24 protein-coding genes are annotated in these 23484 nt (G+C 55.6%); 15 read left to right on the top strand and 9 right to left on the bottom strand.

The features are described 5' to 3' along the window. Nucleotides 1-3 precede the first annotated feature (3 nt). The 3 genes from miaB to ACYVJT_RS09125 are packed head-to-tail and all read left to right on the top strand — an operon-like array spanning nucleotide 4 to nucleotide 3331. On the top strand, nucleotides 4-1503 hold the full coding sequence (gene miaB / locus ACYVJT_RS09135) for a tRNA (N6-isopentenyl adenosine(37)-C2)-methylthiotransferase MiaB (RefSeq protein ID WP_343957642.1): 1500 nt from the start codon (nucleotides 4-6) through the stop codon (nucleotides 1501-1503). A 13-nt stretch (nucleotides 1504-1516) separates the two neighbouring features. Next, on the top strand, nucleotides 1517-2410 hold the full coding sequence (miaA, locus tag ACYVJT_RS09130) for a tRNA (adenosine(37)-N6)-dimethylallyltransferase MiaA (RefSeq protein WP_343957644.1): 894 nt from the start codon (nucleotides 1517-1519) through the stop codon (nucleotides 2408-2410). 9 nt (nucleotides 2411-2419) lie between these two features. Continuing rightward, nucleotides 2420-3331: a hypothetical protein gene (locus tag ACYVJT_RS09125; RefSeq protein ID WP_343957646.1), complete on the top strand. Its 912-nt coding sequence runs from the start codon at nucleotides 2420-2422 to the stop codon at nucleotides 3329-3331. Here the strand turns inward: ACYVJT_RS09125 and ACYVJT_RS09120 are convergent. Beyond that, complete coding sequence (locus ACYVJT_RS09120; RefSeq protein WP_343957648.1) at nucleotides 3328-3945, bottom strand: class I SAM-dependent methyltransferase; 618 nt, start codon at nucleotides 3943-3945, stop codon at nucleotides 3328-3330. The genes ACYVJT_RS09125 and ACYVJT_RS09120 overlap by 4 nt on opposite strands. 220 nt (nucleotides 3946-4165) lie before the next feature. Here ACYVJT_RS09120 and hflX point away from each other — a divergent pair, with 220 nt between their 5' ends. From hflX to ACYVJT_RS09075, 9 genes are all read left to right on the top strand, one after another. Then, entirely contained in the window at nucleotides 4166-5701 is a 1536-nt protein-coding gene (gene hflX / locus ACYVJT_RS09115; protein ID WP_343957650.1) for a GTPase HflX, read from the top strand. Then, nucleotides 5691-7733 carry an ATP-dependent DNA helicase gene (locus tag ACYVJT_RS09110; protein WP_343957652.1) on the top strand — a complete coding sequence of 681 codons (2043 nt, stop codon included), beginning with the start codon at nucleotides 5691-5693 and terminating at the stop codon, nucleotides 7731-7733. The genes hflX and ACYVJT_RS09110 overlap by 11 nt, the downstream gene beginning before the upstream one ends. Nucleotides 7734-7843: 110 nt before the next feature. Continuing rightward, nucleotides 7844-8197, top strand: coding sequence for a LysM peptidoglycan-binding domain-containing protein (locus ACYVJT_RS09105; RefSeq protein ID WP_343957654.1), 354 nt, complete (start codon nucleotides 7844-7846; stop codon nucleotides 8195-8197). Between the two features lie 63 nt (nucleotides 8198-8260). After that, nucleotides 8261-9376, top strand: a complete 1116-nt coding sequence (locus ACYVJT_RS09100) for a histidinol-phosphate transaminase (RefSeq protein ID WP_343957656.1) — start codon at nucleotides 8261-8263, stop codon at nucleotides 9374-9376. A gap of 80 nt (nucleotides 9377-9456) precedes the next feature. Further along, nucleotides 9457-10074: an imidazoleglycerol-phosphate dehydratase HisB gene (hisB, locus tag ACYVJT_RS09095; protein WP_343957658.1), complete on the top strand. Its 618-nt coding sequence runs from the start codon at nucleotides 9457-9459 to the stop codon at nucleotides 10072-10074. Then, nucleotides 10074-10712, top strand: a complete 639-nt coding sequence (gene hisH, locus ACYVJT_RS09090; protein ID WP_343957661.1) for an imidazole glycerol phosphate synthase subunit HisH — start codon at nucleotides 10074-10076, stop codon at nucleotides 10710-10712. The genes hisB and hisH overlap by 1 nt, the downstream gene beginning before the upstream one ends. After that, on the top strand, nucleotides 10713-10877 hold the full coding sequence (locus tag ACYVJT_RS09085; RefSeq protein ID WP_343957663.1) for a CG2302 family histidine operon protein: 165 nt from the start codon (nucleotides 10713-10715) through the stop codon (nucleotides 10875-10877). A 14-nt stretch (nucleotides 10878-10891) separates the two neighbouring features. Next, nucleotides 10892-11638 carry a bifunctional 1-(5-phosphoribosyl)-5-((5-phosphoribosylamino)methylideneamino)imidazole-4-carboxamide isomerase/phosphoribosylanthranilate isomerase PriA gene (gene priA / locus ACYVJT_RS09080; RefSeq protein ID WP_343957666.1) on the top strand — a complete coding sequence of 249 codons (747 nt, stop codon included), beginning with the start codon at nucleotides 10892-10894 and terminating at the stop codon, nucleotides 11636-11638. Nucleotides 11639-11645: 7 nt separating this feature from the next. Continuing rightward, nucleotides 11646-12569 carry an SseB family protein gene (locus ACYVJT_RS09075; RefSeq protein WP_343957668.1) on the top strand — a complete coding sequence of 308 codons (924 nt, stop codon included), beginning with the start codon at nucleotides 11646-11648 and terminating at the stop codon, nucleotides 12567-12569. Here ACYVJT_RS09075 and ACYVJT_RS09070 read toward each other — a convergent pair whose 3' ends face one another. The 3 genes from ACYVJT_RS09070 to ACYVJT_RS09060 are packed head-to-tail and all read right to left on the bottom strand — an operon-like array spanning nucleotide 12570 to nucleotide 14932. Continuing rightward, entirely contained in the window at nucleotides 12570-13055 is a 486-nt protein-coding gene (locus ACYVJT_RS09070) for a MarR family winged helix-turn-helix transcriptional regulator (protein WP_343957670.1), read from the bottom strand. After that, a complete protein-coding gene (locus tag ACYVJT_RS09065) occupies nucleotides 13024-13719 on the bottom strand; it encodes an FMN reductase (RefSeq protein WP_343957672.1) in 696 nt (231 codons plus the stop codon). The genes ACYVJT_RS09070 and ACYVJT_RS09065 overlap by 32 nt, the downstream gene beginning before the upstream one ends. Nucleotides 13720-13771: 52 nt before the next feature. Then, entirely contained in the window at nucleotides 13772-14932 is a 1161-nt protein-coding gene (locus ACYVJT_RS09060; RefSeq protein ID WP_343957674.1) for an LLM class flavin-dependent oxidoreductase, read from the bottom strand. A gap of 161 nt (nucleotides 14933-15093) precedes the next feature. Here ACYVJT_RS09060 and ACYVJT_RS09055 point away from each other — a divergent pair, with 161 nt between their 5' ends. Next, nucleotides 15094-15540, top strand: a complete 447-nt coding sequence (locus tag ACYVJT_RS09055; protein WP_343957677.1) for a (deoxy)nucleoside triphosphate pyrophosphohydrolase — start codon at nucleotides 15094-15096, stop codon at nucleotides 15538-15540. Here the strand turns inward: ACYVJT_RS09055 and ACYVJT_RS09050 are convergent. Genes ACYVJT_RS09050 through ACYVJT_RS09030 form a run of 5 tightly spaced genes read right to left on the bottom strand, consistent with a single transcriptional unit; the run spans nucleotide 15529 to nucleotide 21659 of the window. Next, entirely contained in the window at nucleotides 15529-16383 is an 855-nt protein-coding gene (locus ACYVJT_RS09050) for an HpcH/HpaI aldolase/citrate lyase family protein (RefSeq protein ID WP_343957679.1), read from the bottom strand. The two genes, ACYVJT_RS09055 and ACYVJT_RS09050, sit on opposite strands and share 12 nt — an antisense overlap. Continuing rightward, a complete protein-coding gene (locus tag ACYVJT_RS09045; protein ID WP_343957681.1) occupies nucleotides 16380-16880 on the bottom strand; it encodes a MaoC family dehydratase in 501 nt (166 codons plus the stop codon). The genes ACYVJT_RS09050 and ACYVJT_RS09045 overlap by 4 nt, the downstream gene beginning before the upstream one ends. A gap of 7 nt (nucleotides 16881-16887) precedes the next feature. Further along, nucleotides 16888-18027, bottom strand: coding sequence for an acyl-CoA dehydrogenase family protein (locus ACYVJT_RS09040; protein WP_343957683.1), 1140 nt, complete (start codon nucleotides 18025-18027; stop codon nucleotides 16888-16890). Nucleotides 18028-18054: 27 nt separating this feature from the next. Continuing rightward, nucleotides 18055-20046, bottom strand: a complete 1992-nt coding sequence (locus ACYVJT_RS09035; protein WP_343957685.1) for an acetyl/propionyl/methylcrotonyl-CoA carboxylase subunit alpha — start codon at nucleotides 20044-20046, stop codon at nucleotides 18055-18057. A gap of 5 nt (nucleotides 20047-20051) precedes the next feature. Further along, nucleotides 20052-21659 carry a carboxyl transferase domain-containing protein gene (locus ACYVJT_RS09030; RefSeq protein WP_343957688.1) on the bottom strand — a complete coding sequence of 536 codons (1608 nt, stop codon included), beginning with the start codon at nucleotides 21657-21659 and terminating at the stop codon, nucleotides 20052-20054. An 82-nt stretch (nucleotides 21660-21741) separates the two neighbouring features. On the opposite strand from ACYVJT_RS09030, the gene ACYVJT_RS09025 reads away from it, so the two are divergent. Both ACYVJT_RS09025 and ACYVJT_RS09020 read left to right on the top strand, forming a co-directional pair. Further along, nucleotides 21742-22389 (top strand): TetR/AcrR family transcriptional regulator, encoded by a 648-nt coding sequence (locus ACYVJT_RS09025; RefSeq protein ID WP_343957690.1) that lies wholly within the window; start codon nucleotides 21742-21744, stop codon nucleotides 22387-22389. Nucleotides 22390-22470: 81 nt separating this feature from the next. Then, on the top strand, nucleotides 22471-23403 hold the full coding sequence (locus ACYVJT_RS09020) for an AMP-binding protein (protein WP_343957692.1): 933 nt from the start codon (nucleotides 22471-22473) through the stop codon (nucleotides 23401-23403). Nucleotides 23404-23484: the final 81 nt, after the last annotated feature.

The following is a 23484-nucleotide window of genomic DNA, read 5'->3' as shown; positions in this document are numbered from 1 at the left end:
ACTGTGACTCAAGCTGCGATTGCACCCACCACACAACGCTCGTATGAGATTCGGACGTTCGGATGCCAAATGAATGTCCACGATTCCGAGAGAATTTCTGGTCTCTTAGAAGAACGCGGATACACAGTGGCTGATGCTGAAGCCACACCCGATCTCGTGGTATTCAATACCTGTGCAGTGCGTGAAAACGCCGCAAATAAACTCTATGGGCACCTCGGTAACCTCAAGGTCGTCAAGGATGAACATCCTGGGATGCAAATTGCTGTAGGTGGCTGCCTGGCCCAAAAAGATCAGGACAGTATCGTTGAGCGAGCTCCCTGGGTGGATGTTGTTTTTGGCACGCACAACATCGGGTCACTCCCGGTGCTACTAGAACGTTCGCGTCACAATGAGTCTGCACAAGTCGAACTCTTGGAAGCATTGGAAACATTTCCTTCGACCTTGCCCACGAAAAGAGAGTCCAGCTACTCTGGTTGGGTTTCCATTTCGGTGGGTTGCAACAACACCTGTACGTTTTGTATCGTTCCATCCCTGCGTGGAAAAGAGAAAGATCGCAGGCCTGGAGACATTCTGTCCGAGGTACAGGCACTTGTGGACGACGGTGCCGTGGAAGTCACCTTGCTTGGTCAAAACGTGAACACTTACGGTGTGGAATTCCGTGATCGTCAGGCTTTCTCGAAACTCCTGCGAGCCACAGGCGACATTGAAGGTCTGGAACGCGTTCGGTTTACGAGTCCGCACCCCGCATCATTTACCGAAGATGTCATCGATGCAATGGCCGAAACTCCTAATGTTATGCCGCAGCTGCATATGCCCTTGCAATCCGGTTCAGACACGATTTTGAAAGCCATGCGTCGCTCCTATCGATCAAAACGATTTCTCGGAATTTTAGACAAAGTTCGTGAACGCATCCCACATGCGGCCGTCACGACAGATATTATCGTAGGTTTCCCGGGTGAGACTGAGGAAGATTTCCAACAGACACTAGACGTCGTGGAGGCTTCTCGATTTTCTATGGCCTACACCTTCCAATATTCTCAACGTGCAGGAACGCCTGCTGCAGAAATGGGAGACCAGATCCCAAAAGAAGTCGTGCAAGAACGCTTTGAACGCTTGGTCGCCTTACAAGATCGTATAGCGGCGGAAGAATCGGCCAAGCGCGTCGGGACAGAACAAGAAGTACTGGTCACCAACGATACCGGTGCACGAGGCGAACAAACCGGACGCCTCACTGGGCGGGCACCAGATAACCGTCTCGTGCACTTTAGCCTCCCGCACGGCGTGGAAACTCCGAGGCCCGGTGATTTCGTGACAGTGCCAATCACCGAAGCGTACTCGTATCACCTCATTGCTGATCCGACCAGTGCAGAAGAGTATTGCGTCCGCCGCTCTCGTGCAGGAGACGCCTGGGATCGTCGGCAGGCCGAATCGTGTGGTACTGGCTCGTCGGTACCAACAGCTGGTGTCAACCTCGGGCTGCCGAGCTTGCGTGTCGACGCATAATAGACCGCCAGTTGTGGCGCTTGTCGGAGCCACGGCAACAGGAAAATCTGATCTGGCCGTGGCCCTGGCGCAGGCAGTCGATGGTGAAATTATTAATGCTGATGCCATGCAGTTCTATCAAGGCATGGACATTGGTACGGCGAAAATCACTGAAGCCGAACAGCAAGGTATTGTTCATCATCTGCTGGATATATACCCGCTGCATGTCGAGGCAACTGTCGCCGGGTTTCAAACGCAAGCTCGAAATACGATTACGGATATTCGAACCCGCGACAGAATACCGATTTTGGTCGGCGGATCTGGCCTGTACGTCCGAGCAGCGCTGGACACTTTAGAATTTCCGCCGACCAATACTGCGCTACGCCAACAACTCATCGGGGAAGTCGAGTTGTCAGGTATCGACCATCTGGTCAAGGAATTGCAAACAGTGGATCCCGATGCCGCCCACCGGCTCAGCGATGAGCGACGAATCATTCGTGCAGTAGAAGTGCATCGACTCACGGGTCGACCCTTCAGCTCATTCATGCCGCAACGCGAATATCATCCGGATACCCAGCCGGTAGTTCAAATTGGGTTGAGTATTCCCCGTACGCTATTGCACGAGCGAGTCGAACAACGGGTTTATAAGATGTTCGACGCAGGGTGGGTCGAAGAAGTGAGTCGTCTGCAAGACGCCGGACTGGCCCAGGCCCCAACCGCTTCGAAGGCTATTGGGTACCGCCAAATGCTGGACTACTTGGCCGGTTCCATCACCAAAAACGAAGCAATCGAATCTACAATAGTAGCCACGCGGCGATTTGCCCGTCGCCAAGAAACTTGGTTTAAAGCCGATCACCGAGTTCACTGGATTGATACACAATCCGATGATCTCGTGGCAGATGCTTTAACCGTCATTGAATCACGCTAGGGTGCACTCATGACCGCTAAATCACAGCCACTGCACGAGCAAGGCTTGCTTCGTCAAACTCTTGCTGGGACTCGGTTTGTTAAAATCGCGGGCCCGGTAGGGGACTGGATCGTGTTCTATGATGCCGCGGACGCAATCACGCTCACAGAAAAACGCGTTATCGCTCTCTGCGACAGGGTGGGTGGCGTTGGAGCCAGGGGAGTCGTGCTGATAGCCCCGGCCCAAGACTCCTCGAGCGGGACCACCCCGCAATCCCGTATCGAGGCGTGGCACGCTGACGGCGCACCAGCCCACAACATGACCGAGCCAGCACGTGCCGCGACCTGCGGCCTGGCTGTCTTGAATAAAATTTCGGTCGAGGAAACCAGCCATCACATCTTCGAATCCAACTTTGGGCCGATTACTACGGTCTATACACCTTCATATATTGGTGTCGACATTGGACAATGGGCGTTTACTGAACCGAATACGGCCGAAGCAGCAGGCTCAGACGTACTCGTGATGGCGGCAGGACTCACTGATCCACGACCGGGGCTAAGCGTGCACATCCAAACCAACCATGTCACCATTGCCGTGGAATCAGTGCACGAGCTTGAAACCATCGATCTTGAGCAGCAACCTTCCCTTGAGCCGCCCCCTACCATGCCAACCAGCACCAGTTTCGTCGTACCCCAAGATCCCCTGATGGACGAGCAAATGGGCCAGCTTCGACTGCGGAGCTACACAGAAAATCGGAACGATCACGATCTTGCATCCGCCGCTGCCGCTGCGACCGTCGCATTTCAAACTTGGTCAGGGCTCAAGCAGCTAAAGATTTGGAATGTGGCAACCGGACACGGCGACATCGTCGTCCAGATGCACGAGAAACAGCGGCTGTCGACCTTCGCTAAGCTATCGACTGCATTCTTTGGCACACTCTAGGCACGCTCGATATGCAAAATACGGAACCCTTTGTCCGTTGCCGGCCGCCGAACTGTGAATTCCCCAGGACTGTGCTCATCAAGCATCTTGGCAATCCAAGGCATCAGGGAATCGGCTCCAAGTTTCTTTGCCACCACCAACCAAGCGTGTCCACCATGATTAAGTACCGGCAACCAGCGTGACAAAATCTCATGCAGTGCTTGCTTGCCGATACGGATTGGTGGATTCGACCAGATCACGTCAAAACGCGCATCCTCAGGCACTTCATCAGGATGTTGCACGGTGATGTTGTCCACGCCGAGACGCGCTGCATTGGAAGCTGTCAGACTCGCAGCACGTTCGTTGACTTCGATAGCCGTCACGCGAGCGTCCGGAGCGAGGAGCCCCATCGTCAGAGCGACGGGCCCCCACCCAGAACCGATATCTAAAAACTCTCCGGCCGTAGGTGGATGGGGGACGTTGTCGAGCAGCACTGCCGTGCCGCGATCAAGGCCATCGGGCGAGAAAATGCTCCCGGCAGTTTCGACTTCGAAATCTTCTCCAGCCAGTTTCACCTCGACGACGCGTCGACGTGCTTGTCCGATGGGCGCAGCAGAAAAATAGTGATCGTTCATCGTGCTTAGTCTAATACGACCAAGGCCACCAATTGTTGCCATTCCGGGGTGCTGCGGTGAACGATCGCTGGAATACTACACCTCAAGATTGTGTTGTATTGCTTACAAGAGTGCACAAAACATCACGCGGGTCTCTCCACATTCGTGGCTGATCTCGAGTCGTGGAGCGTCACGTGTGAAAGACTACAATTAAGGAATAGAACCTCTGCACAAGGAGAAAATGGTCACTCAACACGAACCCACTGATCCTCAAGTTGATCAGCAAGTCAAAAAGCTGATCGATCGGATCTTATCTGCCGAAGATGCGAAAGCTTCGCACACCCAGGCGGACGATGAGTATGCGAAAAATGCTCAGGCGCTTGATGCCGGGGGATCGAATTACACTGAATTCGATGGTGATCAATTCGAATTGGCCCAGCGCCATGCCCTGCGGCGTGTGGCCGGATTATCCACCGAACTGGAGGATGTCACCGAGGTTGAATATCGTCAGCTTCGCTTGGAGAATGTTGTGTTGGCGGGGCTGTGGACCGAAGGCACAGTAACCGAAGCCGAGCACTCCCTGCGTGAATTGGCCGCACTTGCCAACACTGCCGGGTCGACTGTGCTCGACGGGATCATCCAACGACGTCACGCGCCAGATCCGGCAACTTTTCTCGGTCGAGGCAAAGCAGAACAACTCGCTGACGTTGTGCGCGAGCATGGGGCAGATACGATCATCGTTGACACCGAATTGGCGCCATCACAACGTCGCGGGCTCGAAGATGTCTGCCGTGTTAAAGTCATTGACCGTACGGCACTGATCCTCGATATTTTTGCCCAACACGCTCAATCTAAAGAGGGTAAGGCTCAAGTCGAGCTAGCCCAGCTGGAATACCTGCTGCCACGACTGCGCGGTTGGGGCGAATCTATGTCTCGTCAGGCCGGCGGTCAGGCCGCAGGCGGTGCTGGGATCGGCTCGCGTGGCCCCGGTGAGACGAAGATTGAACTCGACCGTCGTCGAATCCGCGATCGGATGGCGAAACTTCGTCGCGAAATCAAAGGCATGAAAAATGCTCGCGAGACGAAGCGAGCTCGCCGACGTCGTAATCAGGTCCCGTCTGTAGCCATCGCGGGGTATACAAACGCTGGAAAGTCCTCGATCCTCAACCGTTTGACCAAAGCTGGCGTCATAGTAGAAAACGCTTTGTTTGCTACGTTGGACCCGACGGTCCGATCCGCTGAATCAATTGACGGTGTTGCGTATACGCTCACCGACACGGTCGGTTTCGTTCGGCAGCTTCCGACTCAGTTAGTTGAGGCATTTCGATCGACGCTGGAAGAAGTCGATGAAGCGGATCTGATTGTGCATGTTGTTGATGCCTCTCATCCAGAGCCTGAAGCTCAGATTATGGCTGTTCGACAGGTCTTCGCCGAGACACAGATCGCAGACATTAGTGAACTCATGGTCTTCAACAAAGCAGATGCGGCAGACCCACTTGTGCTGGCGCGATTGCAACGGAAATATCCGCAGGCGCTGATTGTCTCGGCTGCATCGGGCGAAGGATTCGCACAGCTGGAGGCGGCAATCGCCCAGCGACTACCACGTCCCAGTGTGCACCTGGATTTGTTAGTGCCTTATACCGACGGCGATGTCGTGCACCGACTACACTCGGATGACACTGAAATTTTGACGGAAACTTATGAACCAGAAGGTACTGCGATGACCGTGCTGGTCTACCCCCAAGACAAGGACAATTACCTCAGCTATGTCCGGTAACCAACCGGTAGACACCAAAGCAGCCAGCCAAGCGCAAACGCAAGTGAGCGCCTGGTTGGCTGATGTCGTTGACGAACTCGGCGGTCAGTCTCGACCCGGTCAACAACAGATGGCCACCGAAGTCACTCAGGCCCTGGAGACTGGTACCCACCTCTTGGTTCAAGCGGGCACGGGGACCGGTAAATCCCTTGCATATTTGGTGCCGTCAGTGGACTATGCGCTCGGAAGTGATTCTCCGGTGGTCATCGCAACCGCAACACTTGCGCTACAAAGCCAAATCATCAATCGGGACCTACCCCGTCTCCTGGAGACGTTGAGCCCGGCACTGCCGCGAAGCGTCGATGTCGCGTTGCTCAAGGGCCGAGCAAACTATGTGTGCAAGTATAAGTTGAATGGTGCAGCAACTGAACCCGATGATGACAGTCTGCTTGGTTCGACAGATGTCACTGGTCAACCACTGTCACAACTGGGTGATGAAGTCATGCGCTTACGTTCCTGGGCTGAGGATACTGGCACCGGAGACCGCGATGATCTCAAACCGGGTGTCACGGATGAGGCATGGCGGCAAGTATCCGTCTCAGCACGCGAATGTATTGGTGCGTCCAAATGCCCATTTGCCGATGAATGTTTTTCTGAGTTGGCGCGTGAGGCCGCGGGTGAGGCTGACATTGTTGTCACCAACCATGCTATGCTCGCGATCGCGGCGTTCGAGGACCTCAACATTATGCCTGACACCGATGTGATCGTGATTGACGAAGCGCACGAACTCACCGACAGAGTCACTTCGGCGGTCACCACTCATTTGTCCGGTCCAATGATCCGCAGCGTGGCAAAGCAGGCGAGACAAGATGCCTCGGTTGTGGCCACAGATCTTACCGATGCTGCGGTGGCACTGGAAGCCGCATTCACCCCGGCCCCCACCGGTTGGTTTTCACAAGGACTCAACGAGCACCAGCTGACCGCGCTGGAAACTGTGCGGGAAGAAACACGGCACATGCTGAGTGACCTGAAAGAAACCGGCAGCGCAGACTCGGAGGACTCCGAACGACAGCTCACGAAAAACCGTTTGACCGAGATTCTCGACACCGCCGAGCAACTGATTTCAGCGGGATCACAACCCCAGTCAGACACCGTCGTGTGGGCAACCCGACCATCGCATTTTGAACCCGGCCAGGGCTGGGTCGAAGCAGACCCGCATGGAGCGCCGCTGCTCTATGCTGCACCATTGTCTATTGCAGGTAAATTCCGAGACAAACTGCTCAACGAGACCACAACCATCCTCACGTCAGCAACCCTGGCTGTTGGTGGCAAGTTTGACGCGATCACCGGCGATTTAGGATTCACCCTCAACGGGGGAACCAAGTACAAGACGCTTGATGTCGGTAGCCCCTTTGACTATCCGAAGCAGGGCATACTCTATGTCGCCGATGATCTGCCGAAGCCGGGACCACAGCCATCAATGCAATCACATGATCGGCTCGAACAGCTGTTGAAAGCATCCAACGGGGGAGCGCTATGTCTGTTCTCCTCGCGTAGTGCGGCAAAAGCGGCAGCAGAAGAAATGCGCTTACGTTTCGGCAAAGACCTGAACATCCTCGTTCAAGGCGAATCCACACTGTCTGGTCTCATCGATGAGTTCACCGACGACACCAGTGCGTGCCTTTTTGGGACGCTTACCTTGTGGCAAGGGGTCGATGTGCCAGGGGACGCGTTACGGCTGGTCACCATCGATCGCATTCCCTTCCCACGCCCAGATGACCCGTTGGCTTCGGCCCGGGCACGCTATATCAGTCAACGCGGCGGCAACGGTTTCATGTCCGTGTCGGCTTCTCACGCGGCAGTCCGGCTAGCCCAGGGCGCAGGCCGCTTGATACGTTCAACGTCCGACCGCGGGGTGGTCGCTGTGCTTGATTCGAGACTGGCCACTGCCGGTTATGGTGGATTCTTAAAAGCTTCTATGCCGGATTTCTGGGCCACGCGCTCGACCGAGCAGGTTTTAGGCAGTTTGCGGAGACTCTCTGCCAAGCTATAAAGCAGCTACCGGCCTCGTCGTTGTGCGTCTTCGGATCCTTATCCTGTCCTACCTGGTTGTTTCAATGAGTACATACGAAGTGTCACTCACAAAACGCCAGGAGGGTATCGATGAGCACTATGACGAACACGGGTTCGACCACCTCGACACTCACTTTGACCTGCAAAGGCCGCCGCACGATTCGAACACTCATCGTGATTGGGAGCCTCACAGTGGCCGGTGTGCTAACGGTTGTCCTGTGGTTTGGACTGCCAGGATCTTCTGCGGTGGCCTCCGACGGTTCTGAGCCAGAGGTGTACCAACAAATCATTGTGCAACCCGGGGATACGCTGTGGGAAATTTCTAGCAGGTTATCCCACGACTCAGACCAAGCCGTCGTGTTGGAAAAAATCCTGGAATACAACAGCCTGGAAACTTCCCATCTAGAAGTCGGTCAACCGCTCTATGTGCCGGCCGTGGAATAGTCGTCTGCTGTTCATCGGCGTCACTCGCGGCTCTCAGTGTATCGTCACGGCTATGCTATAGCCGTGACGAATCAGCATGAACACGCGAACACTACAGCCCTTGAAGCTCTGCCACTTCGAGACAATCTGCGCGGACAATCACCCTATGGTGCACCGCAGCTTGAAGTGCAGCACCTTCTCAACACCAACGAGAACACTCACCCGGTGCCGCAGCGTGTTGCCGACGCCATAGGCACTGCCGTCCACGAGGCTGCTGCTTCGCTGAACCGGTATCCGGACCGTGAATTCACTGAACTGCGGCAACGTTTAGCGGCATATGTCGGCCACGGCCTGACACAAGACAATATCTGGGCTGCCAACGGATCCAACGAGGTACTGCAGCAAGTTCTGCAAGCATTTGGCGGACCTGGTCGCAGGGTCTTGAGCTTTCCGCCGACCTACTCGATGTATCCGTTGTTGGCGTCGGGAACGAATACCGAATACATCAGTGGTCTCCGGGGCGCAGATTTCACGCTAACGCCTAACTCTGCGGCTCAACAGGTCAAAGAAACCCAGCCGGATATCGTCTTTCTATGCTCACCAAATAATCCCACCGGTACCGCACTTGGTCTGGATGTGGTGGAAGCCGTCTATGAAGCTGGTCAAGAATTCAACACCATGGTTGTCGTTGATGAAGCATACGAAGAGTTCTCCTTGGATGGCACCCAATCAGCGCTGACATTATTGCCGGGTCGCGAACGGCTTATCATTTCACGCACCATGTCCAAAGCATTTGCACTCGCCGGGGCCCGGCTTGGATACCTCGCGACATCACCTCAGGTAACGGATGCATTGCGGCTCGTACGGCTCCCGTATCATTTATCAGCGATTACACAAGCAGCAGCCAATGCAGCACTCAAACATGTTGACGTGCTGCTCGGGACCGTCGATGAAATCAAATCTCAACGTGACCGCATCGTCGATGAGCTCCAGCAGATGGGCCTGAGCCCGGCAGTGTCGGATTCAAACTTCGTGTTTTTTGGCTGGTTCGAGGACGCCCATGCAGTTTGGCAAGGTCTCTTGGATCGCGGAGTGTTAATCCGCGACGTAGGTATACCACACCACCTTCGTGTCACTGCCGGTACCGCAGAAGAAACGACCGCCTTTCTCGTTGCGCTGCGGGAAGTAATCGCCGCCTAGAATAGCCTGCAACTACCGCGTACGAATTAGACTATGAATTTGCATACCAAAACCGCCGAATAAGGAGCTTCCTGACCTCAATGGCAGCTGAACTGATCTCTGGTCGTAAAGCCTCGATGACACGAACGACGTCAGAATCTGATGTCTATGTCGAGCTTGACCTCGATGGCACCGGCACATCGGACATTTCCACCGGAGTGCCGTTCTACGACCACATGCTTGATGCTCTAACGCGGCATTCTCTGATGGATCTGACCGTTCAGGCAACCGGGGACACGCACATCGATGTCCACCACACTGTCGAAGACGTCGCGATCACCCTGGGCGAGGTATTCAAAGTCGCCCTCGGAGATAAGCGCGGCATTCGCCGCTATGGTGAGTCAACCATCCCGATGGATGAAGCGCTCGCCCGCGCCGTGGTTGACCTGTCTGGCCGCCCATACTTTGTGCACGAAGGTGAGTCCGAAGCTCAGATCTACCATCTGATTGGCGGACATTTTACCGGTGCGCTCACACGGCATGTTTTCGAGTCATTTACTTTCCACTCCGCAATAAACGTGCACGTCGACTTGCTGCGTGGACGCGATCCACACCACATTGTCGAAGTGCAGTTCAAGGCTCTTGCCCGAGCCCTGCGTCAAGCCATCGAACAAGACCCCAGAGTAGAAGGTATCCCGTCCACGAAGGGTGCGCTGTAGTGACCAAAGACAATCCAACCGTTGCCATTGCTGACTATGGCATCGGCAATCTGGGTTCTCTGGTTAATGCACTGCAACACCAGGGGGCACGTGTCGTCGTGACTGCTGACGGCAAAGAACTCGTCGAAGCCGACGGGATGGTCCTACCAGGAAATGGTGCGTTTGCTGCGTGTAAAACGGCCATGGAAAACCTTAGTATCCCGCGCTGGGTGGGCCAGCGCGTGGCAGGTGGGCGTCCAGTCTTGGCGGTGTGTATAGGACACCAAATGTTATTTGAGGCATCGACAGAATTCGGCGCCCATGAAGGTATGGGCGAATGGCCAGGGACCGCAGAAAAATTGCGTTCTAAAACCGTGCCGCATCTGGGGTGGAGCGAAGTTCGTCCGGCCCACGACAGCCACCTGTTTGCAGGAATTGAAGACGAACGCTTTTATTTCGCCCACTCCTACGCCGTGCTGGATTGGAACTTCACGCAAGAAAATGAGTCGATGTTCCCACCCCAAGTGTCTTGGGCAAGCTACGGTGGGGACTTCATAGCTGCAGTCGAGAACGGTCCGCTAACCGGCGTACAGTTTCACCCAGAACTCTCGGGTACTGCGGGTCTGACACTGCTCAACAACTGGTTAGGAACGTTATAGATGCCTTGGTGGTCCACCCTGCTGCTGGCACTCGGCGGTATTTTACTTGGGGGTGCCTGGTCCCTGCATCGTCAAAAGGCGCCCATTTGGGTGCGAATTACCTTCGTGATCTTGGCTGCACTGGCAATTATCGCCGCATTCTTTACCGTCCCATGGGCTGACTAACACACTGGAGAAACATGACCTCACCACTCGAACTTTTACCCGCCGTCGATGTACAGGACGGCCAAGCGGTCCGACTCGTACAAGGCGAATACGGCACTGCCACCAATTACGGTGACCCATTTGATGCGGCGATCGGTTGGCAACAGGCAGGGGCCGAATGGTTGCATCTCGTCGACCTCGACGCAGCCTTTGGTCACGGGAACAATCGCGACATTATCCGTCGGATTACCGAAGAACTCGGCATCAAAATTGAACTGTCAGGTGGGCTACGTGACGATGCATCCCTAGAGGAAGCCCTGTCGATGGGTGCGACCCGCGTGAACCTCGGCACCGCAGCACTCGAAAATCCTGAATGGACCGCAAGCGTCATTGACAAGTATGGCGATAAAATCGCGGTGGGTCTTGACGTGCGGGGCCAAAAACTTGCAACCCGTGGATGGGTTGAAGAAGGCGGGAACCTGTGGGACGTGCTAGCGCAGCTGGAAGAAGCTGGCTGTGCCCGGTATGTAGTCACAGATATCACCAAAGATGGCACACTGACCGGCCCAAATACTGAGCTGCTCGGCCAGATTGCTGAACATACCGGCAAACCGGTTATAGCTTCGGGTGGTATTTCTACCCTCGAAGATATTGCAACGTTGGCAAGCATGGTTGACCGGGGCATTGAAGGTGCAATCATCGGTAAAGCACTCTATGCGGGACAATTCACGCTGCAGCAGGCACTGCATGTTGCAGCGGGAGCTTCGGTGAAAGACGTTTAGATCCACGATGCAGGAAAACCCCCAGCTGCCAGGCCACATTCAAGCAGCAATTGATCGCAACCTCTCCCGACAACACCGTGATGCCTTCGGGCGGCCAACAGACTCGGCGGGGACCGCCTGGGAAGGGCGCGATCTGTCCGGTACGGGCATCGATGGCTCATCGAACCCGCTGCACGCCTTCGACACGGATGACGGATTAGAAGATGAAGCATGGACAAAAGTTCGCCAGGATCTCATTGACGGCAATGCCGATGAAAAAGACGTGTTCAAAGTCTTAGAGAACATCAGGGTGTTTGCAGCAGTGGTCCCGACCGTTGCAGAAACAACGTCCCATACCCACCATGACGAGCACGGCCATGCGCACACCATCGAATCTGATAAAGAATCCGATGTTGCGCTGGTATCGTTGAAATCCGCTGACGGACGCGGGACGTTGCCTGTGTTTACGTCTATTCCCAAACTCACGGCTTGGCACAAAGATGCCCGTCCAGTGGCAGTATGGATGCCGCGTGCTTGTCTTAGTGCGGTCGATGAGGGCAACGAGCTCGTGGTGATCGACCCTGGCGCCCACGTCACCTATGTGGTGCGGCGGCCTGAAGTTTACGCCCTGGCACAACAAAAAGACTGGACCCCCTCTTATGAGGATGTCCAGATCGCCCGGGAGCTTTCCACGCTGACAGATCTCGTTCCGGGCCTTAAACAACTTGCGATGGCCCCGGGCCGTGGTGTGGCAACTCAAACATCCGACGGTACCGTGATTGCCGGTGGGGGAGCAGGACCAGAACTTGCCCTCGTCGCGACACCACATGATCCGACCGATGCGGTAGGCAATAAGCTCATGTTGTCGACACTGCAGTCTCTGATTGCCGATCAGGAACTGCTTGCGCACCGAGCCGATACGGTAGAAATCGTGCTCGGCGCCGCGAGCTAGTTAATCTTCGGTGACCTCGTCAAGGTTCGCTGCGACCTGGCCAAAAGTCTGGTGCACCATGGCCAACTGTTCGTCAGAGACCGCGTCGGTAAACAGATTTTTCACACCCTTTGCGTGGATGACTGAAGCGCGACGAAACATCGTGCGACCTTCTGGTGTCAGCTCTGCCTGCCATGCACGGCCGTCTTGTGGGCATTTCACCTTTTTTACCAGCCCGCGTTCGGACAGCACTTTGACCTGATAGGTCAACCGCGACGGTGAAAAGACGATCGCGTCAGCAAGCTGACCCATCCGCATCTGACCCTCAGGCGCCTCGGACAGCAGGAGCAGCATGTTATATTCACTCAGCGTGAGACCCAAGCGCTGTTTGAGTCGTTTCTCTAAACGATCGAGTAACCGTGCGGTCGTTTCAAAATAGACGCGGAACCCCGGGCCGAGTGGTTGCTGCAGCTGTTCAGGCGTCAAATCCGTTGAGGAGTTGGTCAAAGGGAATCACCTCCAATTCCTTTGGTTGGGAGCTCGCGCGTCGCGGACGCGCCTCAAGACGGGCAACTACATCCGCCAGGTCGTCACCCGCACGCTGGATACGACGACTCAAATACGCCACATTCGAGTGGTGGTCATCGCCGACGGCGCCTCCCGCGGCACCCCAATCCTCAGTTGCAGCATAGACGCCGGTGGGCATCACCCGCATCCGCAGATACGAGAAGAGCGGACGCATGGAATTATCAATGACTAAAGAATGGCGCGGACTACCGCCCGTAGAACCAAGTTGGATGGGCACGCCGGTGAGCGCCTCGTTGTCTACCAAATCCCAGAAGGATTTAAACAGACCCGAATAGGATGCTTTGAACACCGGAGACACCGTGATGATCCCGTCGGCTTGTTCAACCTCATTGATCATTTCGTTCAGCTGTTCGGAGCGGCTAAACGTGACCATCGAATCCGCGATGTCAGTTGCGACGTCACGCAGTTCAAAGTGGTGCATTTCGGGGCGAAAGCCCCGTGCCGACAACGTATCCGCTGTTGCCTCTCCCAACTGTTTTGCCAGCATGGAGGTTGAACTCGGGTCGCTCAATCCGGCAGCGATGACCGCAATATGTCGAGTGTCCGGAGTAAACGGATCCGTCGCTTCGAATGCTGTTTCCATATCAATCCTTCGTCATTGCCGATATGCCATCCTACTGGGTTGCAGCAGATTGTTACTTTTTTTGGGCTTCCGTTGCCTCCTGGCGTTCCTGGTATGCCTGTGAGCCTTCGCCGCCACCGGCGATGGGAGCACGGCCCGCTGCCTGACGTTCTTTCAGGAATTGATGGGTCGGTGCGTCTGGCACGTCATCTGGACGACCTTTCGCGAACTCTTTGCGTAGTGCGGGCAAGACCTTCTCGCCGAAGAGGTCGATCTGCTCCAAGACCGTCTTTGTCGGCAGACCAGCATGGTCGATCAAGAACATTTGACGCTGGTAGTCACCTACCCACTGTCGAAATTCCAGGGTGCGTTCGATAACTTGCTCCGGCGAGCCAACCGTCAGTGGCGTCATCTTTGTGAAGTCTTCCATTGATGGGCCGTGACCGTAGACCGGCGCGTTATCGAAATACGGACGGAATTCGTCCCACGCGTCCTGGGATTTTTCGCGCATAAAGGTCTGCCCGCCCAGCGCAACATATGCCTGGTGGGCTTTGCCGTGGCCGTAGTACTCGTAGCGCTGACGGTATAAGCGAACCATCTGGATAACGTGTTCTTTGTTCCAGAAAATATTGTTGTGGAAGAAACCGTCGCCGTAATATGCCGCCTGCTCGGCGATTTCCGGTGAGCGAATGGAACCATGCCACACAAACGGTGGGACGTCATCCAGGGGCCGAGGCGTCGAGGTGAACTGTTGCAATGCAGTACGAAAGCGCCCTTCCCAATCGACGTCGATCTCCCGCCACAGACGGTACAACAAGTTGTAGTTCTCTACTGCCAACGGGATGCCCTGCCGAATATCTTTGCCGAACCATGGGTAGACCGGCCCGGTGTTGCCACGACCCATGGCCAAATCCATGCGACCATCAGCAAGGTGCTGTAGGTAGGCATAGTCTTCGGCCAACCGGACCGGGTCCATGGTCGTGATCAGTGTCGTGGACGTCGACAGAATGAGATTTTGGGTTTGGGCTGCGAGGTACGATAGGAGCACCGGGGGGTTCCCGGGTGCGACAAACGGCGGGTTGTGGTGCTGGCCGGTCGAAAATACTTCAAATCCAGCTTGTTCGGCATGCTTAGCAATTTTGACAGTGTCTTTGATGCGTTGATTTTCAGATGGTGCCTGTCCAGTATGGGGATCTGGTGTGATGTCACCAATCGTGAATATACCGAATTGCATGGATGCTCCTAAGGAAGACTGTTCAAAATCTGAAGTATCCTTAGCGTAGCGTACAATGAAAAGTATTTCAAATCTGAAATATATTTGGTGGGTTTCTGCATTTCAGCGCCATTGCCAATGTTCTCCATCAGAAATGGCCTTCACGCACTAAGCTAGATGCTATGCAAACGACTATGCCCGAGCCCGTTGTTGTGGGCGCAGCCATTCTCGATGACGCGACTGACCCAACCCACATGTTGGTAGCGCGGCGAAAAGCCCCAAAATCCCTGGCAGGGTATTGGGAGTTTCCCGGTGGCAAAGTGGAGCCCGATGAATCCCTGACAGACGGGCTGCTGCGCGAGATTCGTGAAGAATTGGGTGTGGATATTCAAATCCTCGACCTGATCGTGGCGCCCGAAGAGGCTGGCTGGCAACTCGATAATGGTATGCGAATGCACGTCTACACCGCAGTCGTTACTTCCGGTGTGCCTCGACCGGTGATCGAACATGATCGTCTCGAGTGGGCGCAGCTCACAGCGGCAGCGATGCAATCGCTGGAATGGATCCCCGCAGATCTGCCCATTGTCGATGCAATACTGAAACAGCTCGGCGGTAGCTTAGCGCGATGATCGGGCGAGTTTCTGGGCACGTTCGACCACGATCTTTGCGTGGGCAATGAGGGGCCCGTCGACCATTGAGCCGCGGAACTGAAATACACCCCCGTGGTTGTCCACCTCGGTCAGCAGGGCCTGAGCGTAGTCGAGCTCTTGTGGTGTTGGTGTATAAGCCTCCCGGACAACAGCCACCTGGGCTGGATGAATACACGCTTTTGCACTCCAACCGGTTGCGACCGCATCTTGTGCTTCAGCAACGAGCTGTTCTGTGGGCGACAAATCCGTATGGATCGTATCAATGCTCGCTTTACCAGCTGCTGCGGCAGCCAAGAGCACTTGGGCCCGGGCAAAGCGGGGGACATCACGATACGTGCCGTCGGAAAACCTCGATGATGAGCCGCCCGTGGATGCCATCAGGTCCTCAGAGCCCCACATTAACGCGGTTACTGCCGGGTGCTGAGCAATACGGGCAGCTTCAAGCACTCCGGCGGCTGTCTCACACAAGACGATGAGCCCAACGCCTTCGAGTGCCTTGGCAACTTCATCCACGCCCTGATGACTTTCGACTTTGGGCACCATGACGTGTCGGACCGCTGTGTTGGATAACAGTGCGACGTCCTCCGTGAAGTCGTGGTCTTCGACCGGATTGATACGTACGACAGTTCGGGCAGCCGAGGCGTCATCCATGGCTGCAAGGTGCTTGGCCAATGCCTCACGTGCGGCCGGACGATCCTGCACAGCAACGGCATCTTCTAGATCAATGATGATCGCATCGGATCGTTCGAGTGCTTTGGCATAACGTTCTGGACGATCAGCAGGTACAAACAGCAGTGCTGGTCCAAGATCGAAGGTGGTCATGCGGTGGCCTCTCGGTGTTTCGTTTCAGATTCCCAAAGCAAGGTGGAGCGGCTACATTCGGCCACGACGTCGCCGTGTTGGTCCCGGCCGATGTGGCGGAATGAGACGATGCCCTGGCCCGGCCGTGACGAGGAAAGGCGCTTATCGATAATCTCGGTTTCCGTGTACAACGTGTCACCGTGGTAGAGCGGTTTGGGAAACTTGACCGCCTCAAAACCAAGATTCGCCACGATGGTGCCTTGTGTCAGTTGAGCAACTGAGGCTCCAACAATCGTAGATAGCGTGAACATGGAATTGACCAGCGGTTGGCCAAACTCCTGCTGAGAGGACCAGTGTGCGTCCAAGTGCAAGGACTGCATGTTCATGGTCAGCGTCGTGAATCCGACGTTGTCGGACTCGGTCACGGTGCGGCCGGGCGCGTGCTGATAGATGGCTCCGACCTCGATTTCATCAAAGTACAGTCCGCGTTGCACAATGATTTTTGGGTTGTCTGGCATATCGTTCCTAGAGTCCAAGAGAGCGGGCGATGAGCATGAGTTGCACCTCGGTGGTGCCTTCGCCGATTTCCAGGATCTTGGAGTCCCGGTAGTGTCGGGCAACGAGCGTTTCGTTCATGAAACCATAGCCACCGAATACTTGGGTCGCGTCACGAGCATTGTCCATGGCCGCTTCTGAGGCGACCATTTTGGCAATTGCGGCTTCGGTTTTGAACGGTTCACCCGCGATGAGTTTCTTTGCTGCGGTGTAATAGGCGGCTCGAGCGGAGTACGCCCGGGCCTGCATGCGAGCAATCTTGAACGAGATTGCCTGGTTGTCGCCGATAGGACGACCAAAAGAATGTCGGGTCTTGGCATAAGCGACTGATTCATCGACACAGCCTTGGGCCGCTCCGGTGGCCACTGCAGCAATCGCTATCCGGCCTTCATCTAAGATGCCCAGAAAGTTCGCGTAACCACGGCCACGCTCACCGAGTAGATTTTCTTCTGGAACCTGCACGTCATTGAGCGTGAGCGGGTGGGTATCAGAAGCATTCCAACCGACCTTGTCATAGGCTGGTTCGGCGGTAAAACCAGGGGTGTCGGTCGGGACGATGATCGTCGAAATCTCGTCTTGGCCGGTCACAGCGGTCACGGTAACCATCGAGGTGATGTCGGTTCCGGAGTTGGTAATGAACTCTTTATTGCCGTTGATGGTCCAGGTGCCATTGTCCAAGGTCGCTTTGGTCTGGGTGCCACCGGCATCCGAACCTGCGCCAGGTTCAGTGAGTCCAAAGCCGGCGAGGTTTTTTGCTTCGGCCAGCGAGGGTAGCCATTGCTGTTTTTGTGCCTCGGTGCCGAATTTCAGCAAGGGCATCATGCCCAGCGATACGCCAGCTTCTAGTGTCATGGCAACCGACTGATCTACCTTGGCGAGTTCTTCCAGGGCGAGGCACAGGGTGAAGTAGTCGCCGCCTTGGCCACCATATTCTTCGGGGATAGGCAGACCGAACAGTCCCATTTCGCCCATTTCGGCGATCACTTTATAAGGGAAGGTCTTTTCTTTGTCGTGTTGGGCTGAAACCGGAGCGACAACCTGCTGCGTGAATTCTCGAACACCTTCAACGAGCGCGAGTTGTTCTTCATCGAGTAAATGATCATGTGACATGGTGGAAAGCCTTTCGTCGTCGCAACGCTATGCGTCGTCGGCGTCATCGGCATCGTGGCCAGTGACTGTTAAAATGTTCTGGTCGAGTCGAACCTGTTGACCATCCTTGACGTGAATTGCCGCGGTGCCGTCCAGGGGTGCTTTGAGGTGGTGCTCCATCTTCATTGCTTCAATGGTCACGACCGGATCGCCGGCAGCTACCTCGCTACCGTCGTCGATATGCACTGCGGTCACCGTGCCCGGCAGCGGAGCCCGTACCTGTGGGTCCACGCCGCGTTCTTCGGATTCCATCGTGGCCAATATATCCAGTACCTGAGCTTTGTGATCCAGCACGAGGACCACGCCGGTGAAATTATTGGACGCCAGCCATACTCGAGTGCCTTGTGATGTGGGTGCCTCGGCGGCCACCGTGACGGTTTCTACGCCAGAGGCATCACGGTAGACAAACTCGTTGACAGCGCCGGTTGGGAGGAGTTGGGTATTGGACTGCAGCACAACGTCGAATCGTGTCGGCTCGTCTGCCGGGTAGTCGACGCGATAGGTGATCGGTGCGGACTCGGCTAGCCGGAAGCCGTCGTATTCCCACGCTGACGTCGGCGCTTGTACAATTTGATGGATAAACTGTGCCGCGATCTGAGCGTGTTTTTCGCTCGGGGTGTCAAATACCATGTCATTCAGACGGGCTTCCACCAGGGTGGTGTCCATCCTGCCGGCAACGACGTCATCGTCACGCAGCAGATGTTGCAGATATTCCAGGTTGGTGTTGACTCCGAGCAGCACCATCTCATCCAGTGCCTGTTCTAAACGGGCCAATGCTTGGGCCCGATCGGTGCCGGTGGCGATGACCTTCGCCACCATCGGGTCAAATTCTGTACCAATGACCGCACCATCACGCAGGCCAGAATCGACGCGTACCCCAGAACCTGCCGGCTCAGCGAGATGCAAGACGGTACCTGTGGACGGCATAAAACCAGCCGCAGGCGTTTCTGCATAAACCCGGGCCTCAATCGAATGCCCGGTGAACGTGAGGTCTTCTTGTCGCAGTGCCAGGGGTTCACCGGCGGCAATGCGGATTTGTTCTTCGACTAGGTCGACCCCCGTGACTTCTTCGGTCACCGGATGCTCTACCTGGAGTCGAGTGTTCATTTCCATAAAGTAGAACTTGTCGGGCTCGGCGTCGGAGACCAAAAACTCGACGGTCCCAGCACCGACATAGTTCACGGACTTCGCCGTATCGACTGCAGCTTGGCCGATGCGGGCACGGGTTTCGTCGGTCAACAGCACGGAGGGTGCTTCTTCAATAATTTTCTGATGACGGCGCTGCAGCGAGCATTCGCGTTCGCCGAGATGGATCACGTTGCCGTGGGTGTCTGCCAGCACCTGGACTTCGATGTGCCGCGGGGCTCGGACGAGCTGTTCGATCAGCAGTGTGTCATCACCGAAAGCCGCCTTGGCCACGCGTCGGGCGGTTTCCAATTGCGACGCCAGCTCGTCGTGCGATTCCACCACGTGCATGCCCTTCCCGCCGCCACCGGCCGAAGGTTTGATCAACATGGGAAAGGCCATGTTCTTGGTGGCTTCTACCAGCTGTGCGTCGCTGAGCCCTGGTTCGGATACACCATCGACCATGGGCACTCCGGCGGTGGCCACATGATTTTTGGAGCGAATTTTGTCGCCCATGACATCTAGCGCGTGTTCATTGGGCCCAATGAACGTGACGCCAGCTTGCTGGCAAGCACGGGCAAGGTCGACGTTTTCAGAGATGAAACCGTAGCCGGGGTGAATCGCTTGGGCGCCGGACTCAAGTGCTGCCTGGACGACCGCCTGAGGGTTCAAGTAGGAGTCCGCCGAGCTCGCGCCGAGTCGAATAGCCTGGTCGGCACACCGAACGTGGGCGGCGTCTTGATCCGCGTCTGAATAGATCGCCACAGACCGGATGCCCAAGTTGTGCAAGGTTTTGGCGACACGAATCGCGATTTCACCGCGGTTTGCTATGAGTACTTTAGAAAAGAGTCGCACATCAATCACATCCGAAAAAGACCAAATTGGGGGTCAGCCAGTGGGGTACGGGCACAGACATCGAGCGCCATGGCGACGACTCGGCGGGTATCCTGCGGGTCAATAATGCCGTCATCCCACAGACGCGCGGTCGAGTAGTAGGCAGAACCCTGCTCGTTGTACTGGTCCACAATGGGTTGTTTGAATTCGGCTTCTGCTTCCGGTGACCAGTCTTCGCCTGCAGCATCGTACTGGTCTCTTTTGACCGTTGCCAGCACGGCTGCGGCCTGGTCGGGTCCCATGACGGAGACACGCGCATTGGGCCACATAAACAAAAAACGTGGGGAGTAGGCGCGACCACACATCGAGTAGTTGCCGGCTCCAAATGAGCCACCGATGACCACGGTAATTTTTGGGACACGGGTGGTCGAGACTGCGGTGACCATTTTGGCGCCGTTCTTGGCAATGCCGCCGGCTTCGTAATCCCGACCGACCATGAAACCGGAGATGTTTTGTAAAAACAGCAGTGGAATGCCACGCTGGTCGGCGAGCTCAATAAAATGAGCGCCTTTGAGCGAGGACTCGGAGAACAGGATTCCATTATTGGCAATGATGCCCACCGGGTGCCCATCAATACGTGCGAAACCGGTCACGAGCGTGGTGCCGTAGTTCTTCTTGAACTCGTGGAATGTGTCGGCATCGATGATGCGTGAGATGACTTCGCGGACATCAAATGACGTGTGCTGGTCCGTGGGGGTGACACCGCTTATGCCCGCCGGATCGTGAGCAGGTTCGCATGCGTCCAGCTTGCGCCAGATCCGAGATGGGGTCTCGGGCAGCGTCTCGACGATATTGCGGAGGATTTGCAGCGCGTGATCGTCGTTCTCAGCGATATGATCGGCAACCCCCGAAGTCGAGGTGTGAACCTCGGCGCCGCCGAGTTCCTCTGAGGTCACGACCTCACCCGTGGCGGCTTTCACCAGGGGCGGGCCGCCCAGAAAAATCGTACCCTGATTGCGCACCATCACCGATTCGTCACTCATGGCCGGGACGTATGCGCCACCGGCTGTTGACGAGCCAAAGACGGCCGCAATCTGTGGGATCCCACGGGAAGACAGTTGGGCTTGATTGTAGAAGATTCGACCGAAGTGGTCACGATCTGGGAACACTTCATCTTGTCTTGGGAGGAAAGCACCGCCGGAATCCACCAGATAGAGGCAGGGGAGCGCGTTGTCCATGGCGATCTCTTGCGCTCGCAGGTGCTTTTTGACCGTCATCGGATAATAGGTGCCGCCCTTGACCGTGGAGTCATTGCATACGATCATGACGTAACGGCCTTCAACTAATCCGATCCCAGCGATCAGACCGGCCGCCGGGGCATCATCGTCATACATGCCAAAGGCCGCCAGTGAGCCAACCTCCAAAAACGGAGAGCCCGGGTCGAGAACGCGACGTACGCGCTCACGTGGGAGGAGCCGACCGCGGTCGAGGTGACGTTGACGAGCGCGTTCCGAGCCACCTTTAGCCACCTCAGCCACGCGGTCGCGCAGTTGTTGGCGCAGGTGGTCGTGGTGGGTAAAGTTTGTTTGATATTGCTCGGAGTTGGCATCAACCTGTGTGATCAGCTGTTGCATTATTCTCCTGAAAGAGTGGACGCAGCGAAAATTTCAGTTTATGGTGACTAACTGAGATTCAGAATAGTGACGGAGGTTGCATTTGTCTAGTACCGAGATAAATTCACAGAACGGCGGGGTCAAAACCCAACGCCAGTTGGAAAAAGAAAAACGCCGGGAGCAACTCTTGGCAGCCGCCGGACGGTTGTTTTCCGACCGGGGCTTCGCTTCCGTGTCCCTTGACGAAATTGGCGCGGAAGTTGGAGTGACCGGACAGGCGATTTACCGCCACTTTGAGTCCAAACAAGATATGCTCGGCGCCCTCATTGGGCAGGCCAGCTCCTACCTATTGACTCAGGGTAAGGCGATCGAGGCGCAATATGACGACACCTTTTGTCGGTTAGAGCAGCTGGTTGCACTGCAAACTGATTTTGCGTTGACATCTCCAGATGTGATCCGCGTCCAGGATCGTGACCTGGCGGCTGTCGAGGAGAACACACAGCGCGAAATCCGGCGCACCCAGCGTGAATACATCGATATTTGGGTTCGGACCATGCAAGCGGTGCATCCACAGGAATCCGATGATCAGCGATTGGTGCGCGCCCATGCGCTCTTTGGGCTCATCAACTCAACGGGTCACTCCTTTAGGGGGTTGGCCAAACGAAAGCAGACCGGTAATTTTCTGTCAGATCTCAAAAAAATGCTGCCCCAGATGGCGATCGACGCAATCTATGCAGCGCCTACAGAATAGGTCGACCAGATATTATGGTGAGGCCGCTCACACTTTGTTAGATTGATGGTCGAATCACCCCCGTCGTCGAGGAAGCTGGTTATGACAGAACAACTCACGTATTCCTATGCCGCAGGCCCCACGGACGTTGCCTTGATCGAAGATACGATTTCCGTCAATCTTGCGCAAACGGCCGCCAAGTACCCACAAAATATTGCGCTCATCGATGCAGCGTCGCAAAGACAGTGGACATACGAGCAGTTTTTTGCCGACGTCCGGAGCCTTGCCACTGGCTTGCACCGGGCCGGCGTGGTAGCTGGCGAACGAGTGGGTATCTGGTCGTTGAACCGCTGGGAATGGACGATGGTTCAGTATGCGACTGCCGAGTTGGGTGCGATCATGGTCAACATCAACCCCGCCTACCGTCAGCATGAGCTGAACTTCGTCTTAGAACAAGCGGGTATCACCACACTGATCTCCTCTGAAGAGGTGCCGACGGCCAACTACCCACGGATGATCCAACGTTTCCAAGAAGAATTCGGCTCGCCGGAACGCGTCATCATTATGAACTCTGCATCATGGGATGACGTGTTCGACATCGAAGCTGACGATACGGTGCTGCACAAGATTCAAGCGACGCTAAGTAATACCGATGCGATCAACATTCAGTACACCTCAGGGACGACGGGCTTTCCTAAAGGTGCCACACTGTCGCACCGCAATATTTTGAATAATGGATTTTTCGTCGGTGAGATCAATCGATACACCGATCAAGACCGTATCTGCATTCCGGTGCCGTTCTACCATTGCTTCGGTATGGTCATGGGCAACCTGGCGGCGACGACACATGGTGCAACCATGGTCATCCCGGCCCAAAGTTTCGACCCCCAAAAGACGCTGGAAACCGTCGAAACACATCAATGCACCTCGTTGTACGGTGTTCCAACGATGTTCATCGCGGAGTTGGCTTTAGAGAATCTCGCAGACTTTGATTTGTCGAGCCTGCGCACCGGTATTATGGCTCTTCCGGTTTAAGGGTGGGGTGAGGGTTTAAGACACGCCGGGGGTGAAGGTGGTGGAAGGTGTCGGGGTCTTCCGAAAATATTGGTAGCGACC

The organism is Yaniella soli, assembly GCF_054782375.1.
This window is presented reverse-complemented; position numbering and strand designations above follow the sequence as displayed.